Origin of the sequence: Williamsia sp. D3, from assembly GCF_000506245.1 — a bacterium.
GTDB lineage: Bacteria > Actinomycetota > Actinomycetes > Mycobacteriales > Mycobacteriaceae > Williamsia > Williamsia muralis.
Genome location: NZ_AYTE01000014.1, coordinates 197761 through 218520 on the forward strand (window position 1 = coordinate 197761; position 20760 = coordinate 218520).

A 20760-nucleotide genomic window follows, 5' to 3' on the forward strand; every position below is an offset into this window, starting at 1 on the left:
CCTGTCTCAGTACTGCAGGAGACCGATCCGCTCAGCCGTAGCGCGATACTCGCTGGTTCCTACGAACTCTTCGAACTGTGCATTGGTCCCGATCGAATCGTCGACGGCCGCCGTGGAACCGTCACGGGCAATGGCTTCGAACGCCCGCCGCATTCCCGATTCGGCAGCAAGGCTGGTCGTCGTGGGATAGAGCACAATGCTCGCGCCCTGCTCACCCAGATCTGCGGCGGTGTATCCCGTATTCGGACCGTTTGTGATGAGGATCGGCACCTTGCTTTCTTCGACCAGCCGCTTGTTGAGCACGTCGCCGGCCCTCAGCGCCCTGGCCATGAACAGGATGTCCGCGCCCGCCTCCTGGTAGGCGAGCAGACGGTCGACCGTCGCCTCCTGCCCTTCGCTGGTCTCCGCGTCCGACCGGCCGATGATCAAGAAGTCCTCGGATGCCCGAGCGTCGACGGCGGCTTTGATCTTGTCGACTGCCTGCTTGACCGGGATGACCTTCGGGGCTCCGAGATGCTTGCCGAACGAGTGGTCCTCGATGTGGGTCGCACTCGCGCCCGCTCTTTCCAGAACCCGGACTGTGCGCGCGACGTGGAGGGCGTTGCCGAATCCACCTTCGCCGTCGACGATGATCGGCACATCGGTGACGGCGGACACGCAGCGCACCGATTCGGCCATGTCGTCGATACTGGCGAAGCCGATGTCCGGCAGACCATGCTTCGCAGCCGTGACAGCGAAACTCCCGATGTACGCCGCGTCGAAGCCCAGTTCGCGAATGAGGAGAGCCGAGATGCCGTCGTAGGCGCCGGGTGCAACCAACGGTGAACGCCGCTCGAGCAAACTCTTAATCGTAGCCGCCATATCCGGCCCTTTCGGTAGAGGCAAACGACCAGGTGAATGTGGCGAGCTGTCAGCTCCGACACTGCATTCGGAATGCCCTGGCCGTGCATCCTGGACGTTATCAATGTCACCCGCGGGAGTCAAGGTTTCCTCATGAGGAATAGCGTTGCCGCGCTGCTGAACAGGCGGCGCGACAACCACCATTGGACGTGGCTGTTCGTGGTGTCCGTTCATCCTCGACGACGGTGAGTACATCGCGGCCGTCACGCGGTAAATCACTGCGCCACAGGATGTTTTGACCGGCAGACTGATTGTCCCGCCTGCTGATGACACACAGCTGCACCCGAAAAGCGCTGGCAGCCGGCCACCGGGAACGTGGTCGCACATCGAGGTCGTACTGCGCTATCCCGGGGGGAACTCGTGTCGATCACGCTTAGCCGCTTCGCATTTCGCCTCAGCCGACAATCCCTGGCCGGACTCGAGCCCTAGGGCCAGCGCAGCAATTCCTGGATCGTGCGACCGAAGATCCACTCCTTCTCCTCGACCGACAACTGATCGCTCTCCTTCAGGTGAAAGAGTGCCTGAGCGTAGTTGTGCGGCACGACAGGACCATCGTCTGGGCGGACCAGCTCCGATGCGATGCCATCAAGATAGGTCGGCTGGTTCTGCCCCGGGCCGGGAGTCGGGAACTTCGAGAACCCGACGCGGGTGTAGAACCTGGAGATATCGGTCCCCCACATGAGCCTGTGTGCCCCGTACGCGTCGACGATGGGTCGCAGGTGAGGCCACAAGTCGTCGAATGGGTAGGGCTGCTGGGACATCGAGTGGGCCCCGGCGAACTTGATGGCCACGTTGGGATACTTCGCCAATTCGAGTAGACCTGGTAGCTCCTTGAAAGGAGGTGAGTCCAACGGGGAAGGCCATTGCGAGAGCCCGAGGTGATCGACGATCAAGGTCAACTCGGGGTACCGCTGAGCGATTGTTTCGATGGCGGTGAAGTCACCACCGAACGCCCGCGGATCACTCGACTTCGACGGCGGGAGTACGACGATCGGCAATCCCTCACGCGCGCAGGCCTTCAACGCTGGCTCGAACAGGTCTGCCGACGGCCGCCCCAGCCGGATACCCAGCACACCGGGCGTGTGGCTCTTCTCGGTGACCCATTCGTCGATCGACGGAATCGGCACCGAGCCGGCGGCCCCCCGCAGCGCCATCGAGCCGTCCTCCGAGGCAACCAGGGCACCCACCACCATCGAAAACCGATCAGGTAGCCGGGCGGCGGCGTACTCTCCCCACCCGAGTTCGCTGATCGGATACAACACCGCGCGATCTACACCGACCGCCCTCATGTGCGCGAGGGTCACCTCGGTCATGAGATCGAACCTGGTCAGTTGGTCCGCACCGGCCCACTCGAGGGACATGGCGGGTTCGTGCAATTGAGCGTCAATCACCAGCACTTCGGATCCTCCTGGCTTCTTCGAACTGTATGCATTCGGAAATGCCCCGGCACAGATCGGGCCCGAGCAGAACTTCCTACCTCTGCGGCCCTGCTCTGCCGCAGTGCCGGGATGGGCCCGCGACCGACGGGCGGGCCCATGCCGGCGAAGTCCGAGTCACCTCAGATGCATGCCGCCGTCGATCACAAGCTTGCTCCCGGTGAAGAAGCGCGAGTCGTCGGAGCACAGCCATGCGACTGCTGCGGCGATCTCCTCGGGCTCCATCTCCTGCTCTGGAAGGGCGTTGTTGAACACCTTCTGGTCTTCCTCGGAGAAGTTGGCGTTGCGGACCGTTTCGTTGTCGGTCATCGGCGTTCTGACCACAGAGGGATGAACGGTGTTCACTCGGATGCGATGCTCGCCCAGCATGCTGGCGTAGTTCTCCATCAGCATGACCACGCCCGCCTTCGCGGCGCAGTAGCCGAGCAGGCCCATGGTCTTGCCACCGAGAGTGCGCACTGACGGCCGTTCGCTCGCGATCGAGCTGGTGATGATGATCGACCCTCCGGAGCCCTGTTCCACCAGTTGCGGTATCGCGACCTCGACGGTGTTCATCGCACCGGTCAGCATCACGTCGATACAGTCCTGCCAGGCCCGCTCGGTTTGGCAGTACTCTCCCCAGTTCGGCGAAATCCCGGCATTCGCGATCACGAAATCGACACGGCCGAACTCAGCGAGAGTATCCGCGTAGGCGGCCTCGAGGGATGCCCGGTCGCGAACGTCTCCGACGCGTCCGATCATGCGCTGTCCGGTCTTCTCGACAAGCCTGACCGTCTCGTCCAGATCGTCCTTGGTCGCCATCGGGTACTCGACCGACTCGATCTGCGAGCAGATGTCGAGTCCGGCGATGTTGGCACCTTCGCTCGCTAGGCGGACGGCGTGGGCCCTGCCCTGACCGCCCGCGGCCCCAGTGATGAAGGCGACCTTTCCCTCGAGTCGTCCTGGCACCGGGGTCTTTTCCTGGTTGTTCACTTCTGTGCTCCTTTCGAGCCCACCCGTGAGGGTGCTCTTTTGCGCTACGTGGATGTAAATCGGCGGGCCGGTCGGTAGGTCGGTCGGGCTGCAAGCCAGCGAGCGCGGCCGCACCGGCTCGCGAAAATTGTGAGCGCGCTAACACTGAAGTCTGTCAATCGATCTCTACTCAGTCAATAGTTCCTCATGACGAATATCGGAGGCGTGCCCGCCCGCGGCGCTTCCGAATGCGTCCCGCCGAGGGGTTGTCTCGCGCCCGCGCCCAGCTGTAGTGTCTGAAACAGTGATCCATTTCTCATGAGGAATAATGTAGCGCGAGATCAAAGGAGATCAGCTATGACGTTTCCCGTTCTACAGGGCAAGGTCGCGATCATCACTGGTGCGGCAGCAGGCATGGGCGAGGTAACAGCGAAGCTGTTCGCCGAGGCCGGTGCAAAGGTCGCCGTCGCGGACGTCGACACCGACAAGGGCGAAGCGGTCGCCGATGCCATCAACTCAACCGGAGGCGAGGCCGTCTTCGTCAAGGTGGACATCTCGCAGTCTGCAGAAGTCGAGGCCATGGTGGCGAACGTCGTTGAGACATGGGGTCGCTTGGATGTCGCTGTCAACAACGCAGCAGTCATCCCGCCTAATGGGTTGATCACCGACTTCGACGAGGCGCAATGGGACCGACTGATGTCGGTCGACCTCAAGGGCACCGCACTGTGCCTGAAGTACGAACTCAGGCAGCTGCAAGCTCAGGGAGGCGCAGGCTCGATCATCAACATCGCCTCGGGCGCCGGATTCCGCCCCCTGGCAGGCCAGGTCGCCTACGTCGTGGCCAAGCACGGCGTCCACGCCCTGACCAAAGTCGCAGCACTGGAGAACGGGGCAGCCGGCATCCGCGTCAACACCGTGGCCCCCGGCGCGGTCGACACCTCGATGCTTCACGAGGCGCTTGCCAAGTTCGACCTGGGCACCGAGGCCGAGTACGCACCAAAGATCACTGTGCTCGGCAGGTTCGGACAGGCCCAGGAAATCGCACAGGCGAGCCTGTGGCTCGCATCTGATCAGTCCTCTTACGTGACCGGCACGGTCATCCACGCCGACGGTGGATACGTCGGCGCGATGTGAGGCGAGGTAGTCGATGAACACGCCCAAGCCACTTACTTCCCGCATGATTCCGCCGCGACTCATCGCTGAAGAGAGTGAGTCCAGGACGTGATTTTACGGGCGTCGAGTTTCAGTCGATATGGAGAGACATCATGGTGAACACAGGTAATCCCGACGACAGTGCCCACGCGCTCGACCGTAGACACTTCCGCGATGTGCTGGGGCAGTACCCAACCGGCGTGACACTGATAACGGCTCGGTCCTCGGACGGCGATCCGGTGGGCATGGTGGTCGGCACGTTCACCTCCGTCTCCCTCGACCCTCCCCTTGTTGGCTTCCTTCCCGACCGGACCTCCACCACGTGGCCGAAGATCGAAGCATCCGGCTCGTTCACCGCCAATGTGTTGACGTCGAGCCAAGAAGACGTTGTTCGTGCATTCACGCAGAAGCACGACGACCGATTCACTCGCTTCGAGTGGGTGCCGACCGCGTCTGGCGGCTTGCGCCTCAAAGGGGCGGCAGCATGGATTGACTGCACCATCGAGGACGTTCGTTCTGCTGGTGACCACTACCTGGTTCTCGGCAATGTCAAGGATCTCGGAGATGGAGATTCAGCTAGCCTGCCTCTGCTGTTCCTCCGGGGTGGCTACGGGTCATTCTCGATGCCCTCCATACAGTCCTCGGACAGCACGCTGCTCAAGCACTTGGAGGCAGTCGATGCCGCGAGGCCCGAGATCGAGGTGCTGGCAGCCGACCTCAAGGTGGAGTGTCTGGTCACGGTGGCTGCCGAAGACCTCGTGGTTGTGGCGAGTGCGGCAGGCGTCGAGTGGTCGCCACGAAAGTTCCGGACGCCGGTTGGTGTGGCTTTCCCGTTGGCTGCACCACTGTCTCCGACGCACGTCGCTTGGAGCGGCGAGGACGCCCAGCGTCGATGGATCGCGGAAGGCCGGCGCCACCTCGGTCTGCTCGACGACTCTCTGGTGAGCAACGACCTGGCGACTGTGCGCGACCAGGGATACGACGTGAGATCGAGCCGAGCCGCTCAGGCTGAATGGGAGCTCTCGGTCAACTCAGCGTCAGGCGCCGGAACAGTCGACCTCGTCGACTCGATGAGGCAGCTGATGCTGGGCATCGAGGCCGGAACCAACCGGGTCATCGCCGACGGCAAGGTGGTCTCCATCTCCGCTCCGGTTTTCGGTCCGGACGGCGAAGTCGCGATCTGTCTGTACCTCAAGTTCGCCGACGAGGAACCGGCAGCACGAGTCCAGCTATGCCTCGAGCGCCTGTTGGCAGCAACCGCTCGACTCACCACCAGGATTGGCGGGACCGTCAGCGGCACTGGACCGATCGATTAACCCGGGCTGAAGCGCGATCGGCGAGTGGTCTTGATCAGGGCACCGCCGCGCCGGGTAGCGCTCGCTCGCCGCCAGATGGGTCTACGCGGGTCATCCTCGAGGCCTTCGTCAGGAGAGTTGTCGACATGTCCGAGACAACGGCGCCACGACGACGGGATCCTTCTCGTGCAGACGCGCAGCGGAACCGGGCACGTATACTCGACGTCGCCGAGAAGCACTTCACCGAGCACAGCGTCAGCGGATCGTTGCAAGCCATCGCCAAACGCGCTGGCGTCGGTGCCGGCACTCTCTACCGGCATTTCCCCAACCGCGACGTGCTGTTGGCGGCGCTGCTGCGGACGCGTGACCAAGATCTAGCAGCCCGACGTGAGATCATCGGACGAGAGGCGGCGAGTTCCGCTGATGCGCTTGCGCTCTGGCTCGAAGCGCTTGCACAGTGGGCAACCGCTTTCTCCGGATTGCCTGAATCATTGCGTGTGGCCCTGACCGAAGGCAGTTCCCCGCTGACGTCCACTTGTCAGCAATACATCACGATCACTAATGACTTCCTCAGCGCAGCCCAGCGCGACGGCAGCGCTCGCGCTGGGGTACGCGGCCGGGAACTATTTCTTGCTGTACTTGCGATCAGTTGGGTGCACTCTGCTGATTCGGCCGACGAGGCCTCGCGCAGCGGGATCAGCCGATTGGTGCAGAGTGGCTGGGAACGGCGTGGGGCCTACCGATGACACAGTGACGCTGCAACTATTTCTAGGTGCTGCAGATGGGCGCTTACGGTCGACAGACCCATGCCCATCGTCTTGACGCACGCGTGCGTTCCCCCGTTCGCCTCCCAGGTCTCGAGTTCGCTGAGGAGATCAGATGTTCTAAGCCCTCCGAAATCGGCTCGCGTGGCGTAGTATTCGGCGCGAAAGCCTTCGACGTCGCGATCGGCTCTCTTCATCGATTCGCGTAATTCGCGCCACGCGGGAAGGGTGATCGCGTGCAGAGCACCCATGAAGATGAACCCGTCAGCGTGCTTCGCCGCCCGCCGATATGCCGCAGCCGACATGCCTCCGCAGAGGATCGGAATTCCGCTGGCCGGCGCGGGCACGAGCGCGGCGTGGTCCACGCGGTGATGCATCCCCTGAAAGTCGACCACCTCTCCTGACCACAGACGGCGAAGCAGATCGATCTGCTCGGTAAGTCGATCCCCGCGGGTCCCGAAATCCGTTCCGAGCGCCTCGTACTCGACAGGGTTCCAGCCCACGCCCACTCCGAGCGAGAAGCGGCCACCGGACAGCAGGTCGAGGTCAGCAGTCTGTCGCGCCACCAAGACCGTCTGCCGCTGAGGCAGGATCATCACACCGGTACAGAACTCCAATGTTGTTGTGAGCGCCGACAAGTGAGCGAAGGCGACCAGCGGGTCGTGGAACGGATCCGTCTCCCGGTACGGACCCGTCAACGGCGGATCCCGATCCTCACCTACCGCGCCCACCACATGGTCGTTCAGGACGAGGTAGTCAAAACCCAACTCTTCGACGGAACAGGCGAAGTCGACCAACGCCTGTGGGTCACGTGGCAGCTCTCTCTGGGGGTATAGCACGCCGATGCGCATATTCTAGACGTTCCTTTCGGTGCTGAGATGCCAGGTGAGGCGCGCTCTACGGCACAGCGCCGGATTCCTCGAACACCATCAACTGCGATGCGGATCGGTCGAAGAACATCTCCTCGTCCGCGACGAAGGGGCCGGAGAAGTCAGTCCGGGTTGCGCTTGAAGTGGCGCGTAAACTTGGTCGGTTTCGTACTTTTCGATTGCCCACATGGCAAGCGCTGGTCAACCTGCCTCGCCACGGGTTGTTCTGAAGGCAGCTACGGCCTCCGCGACGCCGTTCGAAACATCGTTACGTGTGTATCCGAGTAGAGCCGCCTCTTCGGCATCGGGCTCGTAGCGGATCCAGTTTCCGCGTCCCTGGACCATCATCTCGTCAGGGAAGATCGGGTGTGCCTCGTCGCGCGCCTCTAGTCTGATTGGATTTCCAACCGCCTCGAAGAACAAATTGAGGTAGTCGGCAAAGCTCAGGGTTTCATCCCCCACCAGATAGGCCTTGCCAGGTTCGCCGCGAAGCAGAGCACCTTGATCGCTTGGCTCAGCGACCGGTAGCTCATGAAATTACTGCCGCCAGTGGGGGCAAAAAACGGCGCGTCGATCATACCCATCGCCCACTCGCTGTAGGGGTCGAGCATGTAACTGGGCATTGCAGGAAGGCCTCCGACCATGAACGAGGGGTTCAGGCTGATCACATCGAAGTCTGCACATCCTTCTGCCCGCGCTCCTTCGCAGGCGAGCATGCGTGAGCGTAGGTAGACGCTGCCCTCCACCAACTCCGGCGTGGATTGTGGGTAGGCGGAGCCAATCTGCACCAGTCGGTTTACACCCGCCTCGCGGGCGGCACGCGCAAAGCTGGGAACACCCTCAGCGTTGGCTCGGAGCAGGAGCTCCTCAGCGTTTTTGGAGAAGGAGATGTGGCGCATGTCGTTGCCTGCAGCGAAGACGATTGCCTCGAAGCCTCGAAGCCGATCAGGGGTGAAGTCACCCCGGACGTAATCGCCCTGTAGGAACGGAAAGGACGTCAGGCGCGTCTTCTCGGGCGGGGCATTGCGGGAAGCGATCGTGATTTCATGCCCCGTGTCGTCAAGGTGGCAAGCGGCATGCGCTCCCAACGCGCCTGTACCCCCTACGACCAGAATTTTCATTTCGTTCTCCACTCTCCGTTCAAGCGATCTCGCAGATCGCGCCCAGCACGGACCGACATGGACGGCAGCAGATGAGAAAACCTGCCACGACTTGCCGGGGCCTGACGGCCCAGGCCCCACGGCGCACGATGCACGCGCGGCGCCTGCATTTTGGATCTGCTCAACGCAAACCCAGCGCGTCAGCGACCTTCACAAGATGTTCAAGATGCTCATCGACGGTGGTGTAGCCCATGCCCATGGTCTTCACGGCCGCGTGGGTTCCGCCGGTCGTCTCCCAGGTCTCGAGTGTCTCGAGAAGATCAGGCACACTCAAACCTTCGAAGTCGCCGTGTCGCGCGGCCGGCCGGCCCACCACATCGAGATCGGCGCGAAAACCTTCTTTGCCGCGTTCATTTTCTTCTAGTAGCTGGTGCAACTTACGCAACCCGGGGACGGCGACCTCGTCGAAGGGGCCTGTGAAGATGAAGCCGTCAGCGTGTTTTGCCGCTCGCCGGTATGCCGGCGCCGACAGGCCTCCGCAGATGATCGGAATACTGTTCGCCGGTGCCGGCACGAGGGCGGCGCGGTCGACTCGGTGGTGCTTTCCCTGGAAGTCGACCACCTCCCCTGACCAGAGGCGGCGAAGGAGTTCTATCTGTTCGGTGAGCCGCTCTCCCCGGCTCTTGAAATCGATCCCGAGCGCCTCATACTCGACGGGGTTCCAACCGACGCCGATGCCCAGGGAGAATCGACCACCCGACAGTAGGTCGAGGTCGGCGGCCTGCCGGGCCACCAGGACCGTCTGCCGCTGAGGCAAGATCATCACTCCGGGGCAGAACTCCAATGTCGACGTGAGCGCCGCCAGATGCGCGTAGGCGATCAGTGGGTCGTGGAACGGATCCGTCTCCCGATATGGACCCGTCAGCGGCGGATCCCGGTGCTCGCCCACTGCACCCACCACATGGTCGTACATGACCAGATGGTTGAAGCCCATTGCCTCCACGGAACGGGCGAAGTCACGTAGGGCTTGCGGATCACCCTTCAACTCGATCTGGGGGTAAACGACGCCGACCTTCAGGTTCAAGATGTTCCTTCCGTGGAGCTCCGACAGCGTCTGATGCGGCGTCGCACCCGATGTGGGGGCCACACACCGTCAATCAGAAGGAGCAAGAGCGGCAATATGAGCTAGGTCAGCGACGCGCTCATCACCATGGAATGAAGTCCATTCTGGTGCGGACCATTCGCATCGACTTGATTCGCCAGTCTTCCCCGACGCGCTCGTAGGTCTCGTGGTAGTAGCCGTAACCGATGAACTCTTTGAATGGCGCGCCGGCGTCGTAGAGGAGACGATCGACCTGCGGCCAGATCCCGCTACCGGTTGTCGGACTGGTGATCTCGATCTCGGGAGAACTCACATGGTGGACCGAGACCACACCTTCGAGCGAGCTGACGGCAGCCGCAATGGCTTTGTCAGCGCCTTGGAACACCTCATCCGTCTGGGGAGCGGAGTTCGCACCACTGACGGGATCTGTCATTACTCCGCGGCAATCGACAAGAACGTCCTCCGCGAAAACGCGACGGAGCAAGTCGACATCTGTGGTGTCGACTCCCCTTTGGTGCCTTGCCTTCGCAAGCTTGATGCCTTCGATCGCGTCCAATCTGACGATCAGGTCCATTCCATTTCCTTCGCATTTGTGAGCGCGTGCGGTAGGCATATCTCCGAGGATGGCGGTGTCGCGTGCCCTGTCGAAAGCTGCCGCAGGTGTGCGTCCGACTCAAACCGGTCTCACATGAAGAGCGCGCGATTCACGCGGGCAGAAGTCTCGACGTCCGGGGTGGCCATGATGTCGTCGTACCGCTCAGCGAAGACTGCGACGGATACTCCCGCCGCTTCGGCGATCGAGCGGCGTCCGCAGTAGCCAGCGCATGCTGTACCTCGTCCTCTGTCACATCAGTGCAATAGCACGGCGTGCCTGGTTGTTGCCGCCAAGATTCCGCGAGGACACCCGCATCGAAAGCGGTGAACCCGGTTTCTTCCACCAGCGCCATCGCCGCTTGTCGATCCTTCGGGTCGTCAGCGGCGACCGGAATCGCAATGCGATTCGGAGTTCCTGACGGCGTGCCGTTGACCGCGAACGAGTTGGCGCCAATACTGTTCCACGCCTTCACGACTGGACGACCGAGTTGCTCGGCGACCCACACGCTCTCGACCTGACCCTGCTCGATGGGCTCGATTTCGTTGTCCCGCATCGGATAGTAGTTCGACGTGTCGATGACCAGCGTGTGTCGAGGCACAGCCGACATCACCGGCACGACGTCGGGGATTCGGTTGAGCGGGACCGAAATGATCACCACATCGACGTCACGCACGGCCTCCGAGGCCGAGGTGGCGGTGGCACCATTTTTCAAGACATCAGCTTCGATGGTCTCCGGACCGCGCGAGTTGGCCACCTTGACGTCATGTCCACCGGCGCTGAACTTTTGCGCCAAGGTCTTGCCGATGTGGCCGACCCCGAGAATACCGATCTTCATGTGCAGCAGCTCCGTTCTAGTGTTTCGATGTCAGCTGTCGAGCGGCTTGTCGCTACGCAGCCCGGCTTCGCGCATCACAGGGAGCACATCGGAAACGAACTGATTCAAGCCCTGCGGGTACTCGTGCCACGTCATTGTGGTGCCATCCATCCCGAGGTCCGAGAGCTGCTGGAACTTCTCGACGACCATTTCTGGCGTGCCGATCACGAATGCGTTGGCGCCCGTCAGAGCCATCGACTTCCAGATGTCCGGGTTCTGCATGAGAGTTTTGTGCGTACCCGCGTCGCCTCCCGCCATCAAACTGATGAACTTGTCGACCGCCTCGGTGTCGACTGCCTCCATCCACGCATCGGCTAGGTCGCGGGCCTCCTGCTCGGTGTTCTTGCAGATGATGTCCATGTTGGCCCAGATGGAAACCTGCTTGCCTGCGGCCTGCGCGTCGGTCCGGACCTTTGCGATGTTCTTCGTGAGCACCTCTTCGTTGGTGGTGTTCACGAAGATCATGTCCGCATTCCGGGTCGCGAACCCCAGACCCTCTTCGCTCTGGCCTGCGTTCATCACCAGCGGCCGCGGCGACTGCACCGGCTTGGGTGCCGACACAGCGCCCTTGAACTTGTAGAACTCACCCTCGAAGTCGAACGGCTCCGACTCTGTCCACAGCCGGTCGACCAAGGTGAACCACTCCTGCGCAAGTCTGTAGCGCGCCTTGCGATCGCCCATCTCCATGCCGAACTGTTCGAACTCTGAGCCGAACCAGCCCGGAACGATGTTGACACCCCACCGACCACCGGAGATGTGGTCCAGGGTCGCGCCCATCTTGGCGGCCATGACCGGGTGATACAGCGGCACCGCGCACGTGGTGAAGACCTGGATGCGTTCGGTGATCGCAGCCATGGCGCCACCCCACGTCCACGTGTCATAGGTGCGATCCCAATATCCGCTCGGTGCACCGAAACCTTTCCATCTCGATGCCGGCACGAGAGCCTCGATCCCCGCACGATCCGCCGTGACGGCAAGCTCGGACTGCTGAGACCAGTTCGCGACGGTCATCGAGCCCTTCAACGTGCTCATCCCGGATGCCGTACCCGACAGGTTGGTCGCGAAGACCCCCAGCTTCATCTTGTTCGGGCTGGTGAAGACCGGCGAGTCAGAACGCTGAACAGTTCCGTCAGCGAACAGGGCAGATTCGGAGGATGCTTGAGACACTAGACATTCCTTCTTCACGGGATCGTCCGTCGGTGGTGCCAACGGTGGCAATTGATCATGAGGATTAAGTGTGACGAACACTACTTCCCCGGAAGGCAGCCCGTCAACCAGCAAACTCCACCTCCAGAGTTGGACGAGGAATGCCGGTGTCGAAACTGCACCCGCCGGCAAGGAGTCCAAGGACATGCGGCAGGACGCTAACCGAAGTCCTGCACCCGCACTCAGCCTCTACCTAGGCCGTTCGGTGAACGTACTTCTGGCCGAGGAACGGAAATGAGCTTCTTTCAGCGATTGTCTCGCTCGAAAGAAGCTCATTGCCAAGTCGAGCACCCGGACACGGGCGCCTCTTTACTGCCCGCTACGAGATCTGCCACAACTCCTTGTACTGTTCCTGATAGTTGGGCGGGTCCCAACTGGTCATGCCGTCCGGCACGGTTTCGGTCGTCCACAATTGCAGACCTGTCGAGTCGTGTTCCGCTTGCAAAGTGTCCATTCCGACGCTGAACCGAGCGATCTGATCGAACAGCAGCCACGGGTAGTCATTGATCGGGTACAGGTTCCCAGCGGGGTAGGTGCCGTCCTTGACCAACTCCACCTCAGGCTCTGTCAGGCCCGATAGATAGGGCTGCACATCATTGAGACCTGCGGCACCGAGTGCCGGGGCCAGGCCGACTGCCAAGTCGGTGAAGGTTGTGATCACATACTGGGTCTCCGGACTCTGGCGGATCTTCGCGACGACCTTTGAAGCGATGTCCCCACCGAGATCCGCAGCTGCGATATCCAAGGTGTCGAGGGAACACTTGGGGCAGTTCTCGGCAACGTATTGCTTTGCTGAGTCATCGATGGGTGCCAAAACTTGGCTGCTATCAGGCGCATTCACCAACAGTGCGCTGCCGGCGCCCCCACTATCGACAATCATCTGGTCGAGCATGGCAAGGACCGCAAGGTTCGTCGTGGTACGCAGGGTGTTGCCATAGAGACCGTTTGCCTCACCCTGCGGCTCATCGAGCCCGGCGCCGAAAAAGACAGGAACTCCCGCCTTCTTGGCCGCGTCCATGCCGGCTCCCGCTGCCTGAATCGAAGAGGCGGTCACTACGATGTAATCGACCTTCTGACTGACCGCACGGATCATCTCGTTGGGAATCGCCTGCGGGTCCGTTGCGTCGACGGGTGAGATGTTGACGTTCCAGCCCAAGGCCGCGCCCGCATCCTTCATCGGCTGATCGAATTCTCCCGATGCCGCGTTGTTGTACCGGATGACGCGGACGTTCTTGCCGGCTGGCGGCCGCGCAGTCAGCGGTGTGTCAACTTCGATCTTGGTCTCGGCAACGGGAATCACAAACGGCGCAAGACGTTCCTGCGCAGCGGTGACGGCCGCGTCATCGGTCTCGCCCGACGATCCGGACTCGGTGGTGCCGCTACTGCACGCAGCGACAAATAGCAGAAAGAACGCGGCGAGGAGAGCAATTACTCCTCGCCGTCGACCGTGAGATGAACACTCACGAATCAATGAGCCGGACATGCAAGACCTCCGTGAAAGAATGGACGTGTGAATGGGAAATAAGAGTGGAATGAAGAATGATCCAGTCCGCCAATACTGTTGCGTAGCAGGCAAATTGACTTTCGGACTGTCACGTGATTCCGGCTGGAGCCGATACCTGTAGGTGCCCCGGACCGACCAGCCAGAGAGCAGGCTATCTACTCATCGGTAGGTTCTCGCTATTTGCCGGAGCTGAGCCGTCCCAGTTCTGGAGATACTTCCGGGCCATGGGTACGGGCCGGTCCCGTTCCTCACCTTCGATGTTGAGTCGCCAGGTCTTGACGCGCGTGGTCGGGTCGTCCAGGTCAACTTGCAGCCATGGCCGCCTGAGGCCCGCTTCAGCTGAGCCCTTGATGTAATCGTCGACGAACTCCGGCGTCGCCGTCTTGAGGAGCATCTGGCGGTACACATCCAACCACTGGTCCTCCGATCCGGGCTCGTAGACTATCTGGGCAATACCCTGAATGTTCACGCGTCGCTGCGGGTCCGTGGGTTCGTCGATCGAGAGCGCGACTTTCGGATCACGCCTGACGTTTTCCAACGGCGCGCCGACCGGCCTGAGCGTGAACTTGATCTTCCGCTCGTGGTGGAAGAAGATAATCGGGATCACCCGCGGGAAGCCATCTACGTCCACGGTGGCGAACCTTGCGTACAAACCGGGTGTAGCAAGGAATTCGTCGAATTCCTGATCAGTCAACTTCGGCATCAATCTCCCTTTCATTGCCGCCGGCGAGCCTCGGTAACTCGCTCGTGATCGCGGCACCACGTATCTGAATAGATCCCTTGCACCGTCTGCTGAGCCCGAATACACGAAGCCATCGGGACATAGATAGTGCTCAGCCTGGAACGCGTGTTGCCCCGTTCAATGCGCAGACGTAGCCCTCATCGTGTTCGCTCGACAGCCGTCTGGCGAGTCGCCACACGGCATTGTTCGTCGCCGTCAAACAGCAACTCACACAGCGCTTTCGACCCGAGACGTATGACTTTCACGTCTTCGCCCGTCTTCGCTGACGATGAATATTGGTCATGAGGATTAAGCTGTGACGAAGCTTACGTCTTATTACGTGAAGTGACAAGCCCCACACGGGGGTGGTCCACCCGATGTACGGGAACTTATCTGATTCTCACCGACGAGTTGACCGGGTGCTGTTGTCGCTCAACAACTTATCAACACTGCATCCAGGTGGCCATCCAGCCATGGTCACAAGAAAAGCTCCGGGCGGCCGGGCAGCCCGTTCACGACGGGCACCGCCACACTTACTTCCCCGTGAACGCCTGATGTTGAAGACAAGTCCAAGAAAGCGCTGCAGTACGCGGAGTGGTTGCCCTTCTGAGTGGGCGACAAACCGATCACGCGTCAGACGGATCGGCCAGCCATTCCCCGTCGCCGTCGTGACGGCCGACGTCCGCGACTCAGCTCGTGGACTGCGCCAGCACAGCCACGAACTTCATTTCAGGATCTGGCCTTCGCCGTAATCCGGTCGTTTCAGTAAGGGATGATCGGCAGGACAATCCGGCTTCCGTCCGGGCCACCGAAGTGCACCTGTTGGTGGGCCGTTACGGTTTCGTCGGTATCCCATGCTCGCGCACCGGTGTTCGGGTTCACGTCGAACCGAGGGCTGTTGCTACTCGACACCTGTATACGAAGCCGATGCCCCTTCAGGAACACGTGGGACGTCGCGCCGAGTCCTACCTGAACGTTGAACGCGTCTCCTGCCTCGCAACGAACTCGTCGGATGCCGTCACAGACACTCACCGACTTGCCGTCGGGGTGGACATCGCACAGCCGAACCGTGAAGTCGGTAGAGACCGCACTGGACGACACCCGCAGATCCGCGTTCACCCATCCCGTCACCTCGACGTCGGCCGATACCGGGTCCGTCGTGAATGTCAGGACATCGTCTCGTTCCTCGATGGCATTCTGGACCACCGGCCCCTGGATCACAGCCGAGTCCAGCACAAGGTGGGCGCCGCCGTGTGTGGGCACCGGGTTCATCGGGTCGTACTCGTATGATGTCGCGTGGTGCTGATCCACTTGGTCCCACAGCAATTCACCGGAGTCGCCGGTCGCGCCGAGGTACAGAGGCGTTTCAACAGCACGGGCCAGCGGCCACTCGTCCTCGTCGCGCCAGACGTTGCGCCCCATCACGAACAACTTGACCCTTTTGCGCTGCCGAAAAGCGCCGGCTTCGCCCTTGAGTCGCTGGCGGAACCAGCCGAGCTGCACGCCGTCCATGTTGAGCTTGGCGGCTCGGCCGAAGTCCACGTCTCCCACACGGATGCTCCCCTGGCCGCCGGTCCTTGGCGGATAGTGGTTCCACGGGCCGACGATGAGGTACTGATCGCCCCTGGCCCTGTCGGTGGCGGCACCCGCACGGATTCCCTCGTAGTTTCTGAGGGTGCCGACATGAAACTGGTCGAACCAGCTGGAGACATGAAGAGACGGCACGTCCATGTCGTGGTGACGTCTTTCGAGCGAGATCGATTCCCAGTAGGGGTCGTCGGGCGACGTCTTCTCGACCCAGTCCATGAACCACGGGGTCAGAACGCTGAGCGCGCCCTCGGGCCTGCCGAACCGCTCGCTCAACGGGAGCTCCAGCACCACCTGCGGCAGCGCCGCGAGAACCTCGCCGATCTCGCCCCGCAGTCGACGGAGCTCTGCTTTGTCCAGGTCGGCGAACCTGAACGAGCCGTAAGCCGTCGTTCCCAACGAGATCGTGAGTAGAGCGCCCAGTTCGAAAGCACCACCGAAGTACGAACGTCCCTCGTAGTAGTCCGAACTCGCCTGGATCGGGCTGATGGCGCGCAGGTGCGGAGGTCGTGTGGAAGCAGCTGCCATCTGCGTAGCGCCGTGATAGGAACTGCCGTACATTCCGACGTTGCCGTCGCACCATTGCTGGACGGCACACCACTCGACGGTGTCGTAACCATCGTCACGTTCGTCGAACGGCTGGTGACGCCCGTCCGAGCTCGCCCTGCCACGAACGTCCTGGATCACCACGGCAAAACCTTCGAGTACCGCCGTCATCGGGTCGAGATCAACCAGTGTTCCGAAAGGCAGGTTCTTGTCGTAGGGCGTGCGTTTGAGCAACACCGGCCAATGACCGTCAGCCGGCCGGTACACATCCGCCCTGAGGATGACGCCATCTCGCATCGGGACCTCGACGTCTCGTTCGATCACCACTTGCGAAAACGCGTCGTCACTCTGGCTCACTGTGAGCTCTCTCCCTGTCTCATTGATCTCAACAAACACTACGCAGCAGCGTCTCGCGTCGGGGCCTAGCGCGGCGCTTTCTGAGCGAGCTCGGTTGCGCGCTCGGCCTTGAGCTGCCGGCGTAGCAACTTGCCGGTTTCGTTGTACGGGAGCTCGTCCCGACGATGGATCGCCGCGGGGACGCGTGTGGATCGAAGACCCGCCCGGACCCACTCCTGGAGTTCGCTCTCGTCAAGTGCCGCAACGTCACTCGGTACGACGAAGGCCTCGATGCGCTCGCCCCACTCCGTGTCTGGCACGCCGACCACTGCGACCTCTGCGACCGCGGGGTGGGCCAGCAACCGTTCCTCGACCTCCGCCGGTGCGATGTTCTCACCGCCCCTGACGATCACATCGTCCGCACGTCCGTGGAGAAAGAGGAATCCGCCCTCGTCGAGGTGTCCGTGGTCGCGAGTGGGGTACCAGCCGCCGGACTCGGTCGCAGTGTGCGACAGGTACTCCCCCGACACCTGGTCGCCACGGACCCAGACCTCTCCGGCCTGGCCTGGCGGAACGGAACGGCCTTGGTCATCGCGGATCTCGATCTCGACGGTGGGCAGCGCCCTGCCGACCGAGCCCAACCGCGCTCGGATCGCCGGGTCAGCACTCGCGACTGCATCGCGGTGGTCTTGTGGGCTCAAAAGCGTGATGGTCGAACTGGTTTCGGTGAGTCCGTACGCGTTGACCAGGTCGAGTCCTGGCAGCAACGTGATGGCTCGCTCGATTGTCGGTACCGGCATGCGTCCTCCCCCGTAGGACAGGTGCTTCAGGGTTGGCAGCCCCTTGCCGTCCCGCTCGGCGACATCCAGGATGCGATTGAGCATCGTGGGCACGACCATCGCTTGGCTGACCGATTCTCGCCGGGCAACTGCGACCCACTCGTCGGGATCGAACGCCGGCATCAGCACCATGCGTCGGCCGGCGTAGATAGAGGTGAGAACGGAGCTCACGGCGGCGATGTGGTATGGCGGTACGGAGACCAAGATCGCTTCCTCTGACCCAGCGTTCAGGAAGTCAACCGTCGACAACACGTAGGGAACCAGATTCCGGTTGCGCAGCACCACTGCTTTGGGAGTGCCGCTCGTCCCGCTGGTGAACAGCATCACCGCTGGGGAATCCCCGTCCGACCCGGCGTACTCAGTCGGGTCTGCGTCGTCAGGATCGCTCAGTGGGAGGACTCCCTCGAGCCCGGTGACGCGGGCTGCCGACCGCTCATCGGTGACGATGCCGACGGGCGCGATCCGCGAAAGTGCCTCGGCGAGTTGGCTATCGGTCCACCGGTAGTTCACAGGGACGTAGCTGGACCCCGCGATCGAGCAGCCGAAGAAGAGCGCGACGGCCTCAGGTGAGTTCTCGCCTACGAACGCAACCGACGACATGCCCTCCTTACGGATCATCGTGGCGTATCGGGCCGCCCTCGTCTGCAATTCCGAGTAGGTGAGGTGCTGGTCGCCGCAGGAGACGGCAACCCGGTCGCCAGCCGCCTGACTGGCCATGTTGAGCAGCATCGCAACGTCCATGGCGCGCTCAGTCCGAAGAAGGCAACTGCTTGGCAGCGACCTCGGTCAGAGGTTCGCCGTCCACGCTCAGCGTGCCGGCACCTGCCTTCACACACAACACTTCGAGACCGGACGAGGCATGCACGTAGCGCTTGCCCAGCAGCGTTCCGTTGTCCAGCCCCGCCTCCGGCGAGCCGGTCCGCCCGTCGCGCGCGGTCACCATCGGCGCACCGCCGCAGAACAGGTCGACGTCAGCGGCGCGGATCACCATCACCTCGGTATCGCAGACCGCGCTCAGGGCCCGTGTTCCACTCTTCATTATCTAGCTCCTCGAAATCTCCCACGGCATGGGGATGGTTGTCTGGATGGATCGGTGCGGCGTAAAACCGTGGCTTCAGCCTCGTTGTGCATCATCTAATCGCCGGAGCGGTCAGCTTTCGGCTCGATGCTCGCCAGTGGTGATGGACCCTGCTTCAGCGACTCGAGCACACTCTCCATCGCACGCAGCCTGGCGGTCAGCTTGTCGTGCTCCACACCAGCCGGCTGCGATTGCAGCGACTCACGCAACGTCGAGATCTCCCCAACGAGTCGTTCGCTCGCCTCGTCGATCGTCAGCAGATCTTGGTCGTCCCAATCGGACTCGCCCAATGGCTGGGCCTGCTCCCCGGTGCTCATGCGCGCGGGAAACGGAACAGGTTGCGGGCATTGGTCTCCACGATCTTTTCCACCTCATCAGAGGGGATGTCGCGGAACATGTTGCTGGCCACCGTCCGACTGTTCGGCCAGAACGAATCCGAGTGCGGGTAGTCGCACTCCCAGGTAAGCCGATCGATTCCGATACGGTGCCGGTTGTCGACTCCATACTGATCAGCGATGAAGCAACCCCAGATGTTGCGCTCGAAAATTTCTGACGGGCGCATCTCCTGGTTGATGTTCTGGTAGAAGCGATGCCGCTCCCACACCTGATCAGCACGCTCGAGCAACCACGGGATCCACCCGACGCCACCCTCGGACAGAGAGACCTTGAGCTTCGGAAAGTTGTGGAAAACGGGGGAGAACATGAGGTCGGACATCGCCGCCATCGAGTTGGTCCCCATCAGCGAACTCATCACTGCCATCGGCGCATCGTCTGCGGTCAGCGTGACCTGGCCCGACGTACCGAAATGGAGGCAGACCACGATTTCACGCTCCTGCAGCACCGCCCACAGCGGATCCCAATGATCACTGTGGAAGGACGGATGGCCGAGCTTGGCAGGGTTCTCCGGAAAGGACACCGCCCGAATGTCGTGGCGCGCAAGGCGATCGAGCTCGGCGATCGACTCCTGCACGTTCCAGTGCGGAAGAATGATCATCGAGACAAAGCGGTCAGGATACGGGGTGACCCACTCGTCAATCACATAGTCATTCCAGGCCTGCGTGCATGCCAGTGCCAGACCGCGGTCCTCGAGCGTGCCGAACAAGGTTCCTGCGAAACGCGGGAAAGAGGGAAACAAGATCGCCGCCTGCACACCATCGAGCTCCATGTCCGCGGCGCGCGCCTTCGGGTCATAACAACCCGGAATCATCTCATCAAAACGAACCGGGTCAGTGCCGATCTCTTCGCGGGGCTTACCCGCTACCGCGTTCAGTCCGAGCTGGGCATACACCTTGCCCTCAAGCGTCCACACCTGACTCCCGGCAGAAACCTTCTGCCCAAATCCATACTGGTCAGTCTCAGAACCGGTGGCTTCGATGATGCGGGGACCGGCCTCCAGATACTTCCGGGGCAAACGGTCTTGCCACACATTCGGGTGCTCGATCAGATGGTCGTCCACCGACACCAACTGCATGTGTTCTTCGAGAGGCATCGAGAAACTCCTCAGCTCTGGATTGTCCTGACGGGAAAGGTTGGCGCACAGCTTGAACCAGACGCGCCCGATGCTCGGTATTCCTCATGATGAATATGATCTTTCGCCAGCCTACAGCCCGCTTCGTCAGGCCGTCAAGAGGCTGGCCCATGTTCGCCACGAGAGTCGTGGAGGCCAGGAGGGAGTAGCAGGGCCAACTTGCGACCAGGTGGTCGAGGTGATCGGTTGGTCGCGTCGCCCTCTCGATCCGAAACAACGTCCAGACGCCCCAGTTTTCCAGTGCCGAGATCGTCGATCCACTGAAAGCTTCTATGCACAAGTTGCTTTGAACTTCCGCAATGCGTTGTGCATGTCGACCGGAACAGTGATCGAATCGAGCTGTCTTGCCCACGTCGCCCGGGGCTGGGAGCAGCGCG

20 protein-coding genes are annotated in these 20760 nt (G+C 61.8%); 3 read left to right on the forward strand and 17 right to left on the reverse strand.

The genetic code is table 11. The features are described 5' to 3' along the window. Positions 1 to 6: 6 nt before the first annotated feature. The 3 genes from W823_RS39840 to W823_RS39850 form a co-directional block, all read right to left on the reverse strand. A complete protein-coding gene (locus tag W823_RS39840) occupies positions 7 to 861 on the reverse strand; it encodes an oxaloacetate decarboxylase (protein ID WP_023956966.1) in 855 nt (284 codons plus the stop codon). A gap of 464 nt (positions 862 to 1325) precedes the next feature. Further along, positions 1326 to 2297, reverse strand: a complete 972-nt coding sequence (locus W823_RS39845; RefSeq protein WP_023956968.1) for an amidohydrolase — start codon at positions 2295 to 2297, stop codon at positions 1326 to 1328. A gap of 156 nt (positions 2298 to 2453) precedes the next feature. Continuing rightward, positions 2454 to 3308: a mycofactocin-coupled SDR family oxidoreductase gene (locus W823_RS39850; protein ID WP_023956970.1), complete on the reverse strand. Its 855-nt coding sequence runs from the start codon at positions 3306 to 3308 to the stop codon at positions 2454 to 2456. Positions 3309 to 3644: 336 nt separating this feature from the next. On the opposite strand from W823_RS39850, the gene W823_RS39855 reads away from it, so the two are divergent. The 3 genes from W823_RS39855 to W823_RS39860 all read left to right on the forward strand — a co-directional run bounded on the left by W823_RS39855 (position 3645) and on the right by W823_RS39860 (position 6480). Then, positions 3645 to 4421: an SDR family NAD(P)-dependent oxidoreductase gene (locus W823_RS39855; RefSeq protein ID WP_023956972.1), complete on the forward strand. Its 777-nt coding sequence runs from the start codon at positions 3645 to 3647 to the stop codon at positions 4419 to 4421. Positions 4422 to 4552: 131 nt separating this feature from the next. After that, positions 4553 to 5755, forward strand: a complete 1203-nt coding sequence (locus tag W823_RS56465; RefSeq protein ID WP_023956974.1) for a flavin reductase family protein — start codon at positions 4553 to 4555, stop codon at positions 5753 to 5755. A gap of 125 nt (positions 5756 to 5880) precedes the next feature. Beyond that, on the forward strand, positions 5881 to 6480 hold the full coding sequence (locus W823_RS39860) for a TetR/AcrR family transcriptional regulator (RefSeq protein WP_023956976.1): 600 nt from the start codon (positions 5881 to 5883) through the stop codon (positions 6478 to 6480). Here W823_RS39860 and W823_RS39865 read toward each other — a convergent pair. The 14 genes from W823_RS39865 to W823_RS39920 all read right to left on the reverse strand — a co-directional run bounded on the left by W823_RS39865 (position 6471) and on the right by W823_RS39920 (position 20344). Next, positions 6471 to 7349: an LLM class F420-dependent oxidoreductase gene (locus W823_RS39865; protein WP_023956978.1), complete on the reverse strand. Its 879-nt coding sequence runs from the start codon at positions 7347 to 7349 to the stop codon at positions 6471 to 6473. The two genes, W823_RS39860 and W823_RS39865, sit on opposite strands and share 10 nt — an antisense overlap. Positions 7350 to 7568: 219 nt before the next feature. Then, positions 7569 to 7829 (reverse strand): hypothetical protein, encoded by a 261-nt coding sequence (locus W823_RS58380; protein WP_200866363.1) that lies wholly within the window; start codon positions 7827 to 7829, stop codon positions 7569 to 7571. Continuing rightward, on the reverse strand, positions 7811 to 8488 hold the full coding sequence (locus W823_RS39870; RefSeq protein ID WP_200866364.1) for an NAD(P)-dependent oxidoreductase: 678 nt from the start codon (positions 8486 to 8488) through the stop codon (positions 7811 to 7813). Before W823_RS39870 ends, W823_RS58380 begins: the two co-directional genes overlap by 19 nt. Before the next feature lie 160 nt (positions 8489 to 8648). After that, positions 8649 to 9551, reverse strand: a complete 903-nt coding sequence (locus W823_RS39875; protein ID WP_235189487.1) for an LLM class F420-dependent oxidoreductase — start codon at positions 9549 to 9551, stop codon at positions 8649 to 8651. A 121-nt stretch (positions 9552 to 9672) separates the two neighbouring features. Further along, the gene (locus tag W823_RS39880) at positions 9673 to 10182 is read right to left on the reverse strand and encodes a nuclear transport factor 2 family protein (protein WP_081729699.1); all 510 of its coding nucleotides are present in this window, start codon (positions 10180 to 10182) and stop codon (positions 9673 to 9675) included. Positions 10183 to 10273: 91 nt separating this feature from the next. Continuing rightward, on the reverse strand, positions 10274 to 11008 hold the full coding sequence (locus W823_RS39885) for an NADPH-dependent F420 reductase (RefSeq protein WP_369792602.1): 735 nt from the start codon (positions 11006 to 11008) through the stop codon (positions 10274 to 10276). Positions 11009 to 11029: 21 nt separating this feature from the next. Continuing rightward, positions 11030 to 12205 carry an LLM class flavin-dependent oxidoreductase gene (locus W823_RS39890; RefSeq protein ID WP_023956986.1) on the reverse strand — a complete coding sequence of 392 codons (1176 nt, stop codon included), beginning with the start codon at positions 12203 to 12205 and terminating at the stop codon, positions 11030 to 11032. 358 nt (positions 12206 to 12563) lie between these two features. Beyond that, complete coding sequence (locus tag W823_RS39895; protein ID WP_161633991.1) at positions 12564 to 13544, reverse strand: substrate-binding domain-containing protein; 981 nt, start codon at positions 13542 to 13544, stop codon at positions 12564 to 12566. Between the two features lie 355 nt (positions 13545 to 13899). Then, positions 13900 to 14451: a pyridoxamine 5'-phosphate oxidase family protein gene (locus tag W823_RS39900; protein WP_161633992.1), complete on the reverse strand. Its 552-nt coding sequence runs from the start codon at positions 14449 to 14451 to the stop codon at positions 13900 to 13902. A 780-nt stretch (positions 14452 to 15231) separates the two neighbouring features. Then, positions 15232 to 16959, reverse strand: coding sequence for a CocE/NonD family hydrolase (locus W823_RS39905; RefSeq protein WP_051406451.1), 1728 nt, complete (start codon positions 16957 to 16959; stop codon positions 15232 to 15234). A gap of 65 nt (positions 16960 to 17024) precedes the next feature. After that, the gene (locus W823_RS39910; RefSeq protein WP_023956994.1) at positions 17025 to 18518 is read right to left on the reverse strand and encodes a class I adenylate-forming enzyme family protein; all 1494 of its coding nucleotides are present in this window, start codon (positions 18516 to 18518) and stop codon (positions 17025 to 17027) included. A 7-nt stretch (positions 18519 to 18525) separates the two neighbouring features. Further along, positions 18526 to 18816, reverse strand: a complete 291-nt coding sequence (locus W823_RS39915) for a hypothetical protein (protein WP_023956996.1) — start codon at positions 18814 to 18816, stop codon at positions 18526 to 18528. Positions 18817 to 18911: 95 nt separating this feature from the next. Further along, the gene (locus W823_RS0128695; protein ID WP_023956998.1) at positions 18912 to 19172 is read right to left on the reverse strand and encodes a hypothetical protein; all 261 of its coding nucleotides are present in this window, start codon (positions 19170 to 19172) and stop codon (positions 18912 to 18914) included. Then, positions 19169 to 20344: an amidohydrolase family protein gene (locus tag W823_RS39920; RefSeq protein WP_023957000.1), complete on the reverse strand. Its 1176-nt coding sequence runs from the start codon at positions 20342 to 20344 to the stop codon at positions 19169 to 19171. Before W823_RS39920 ends, W823_RS0128695 begins: the two co-directional genes overlap by 4 nt. Positions 20345 to 20760: the final 416 nt, after the last annotated feature.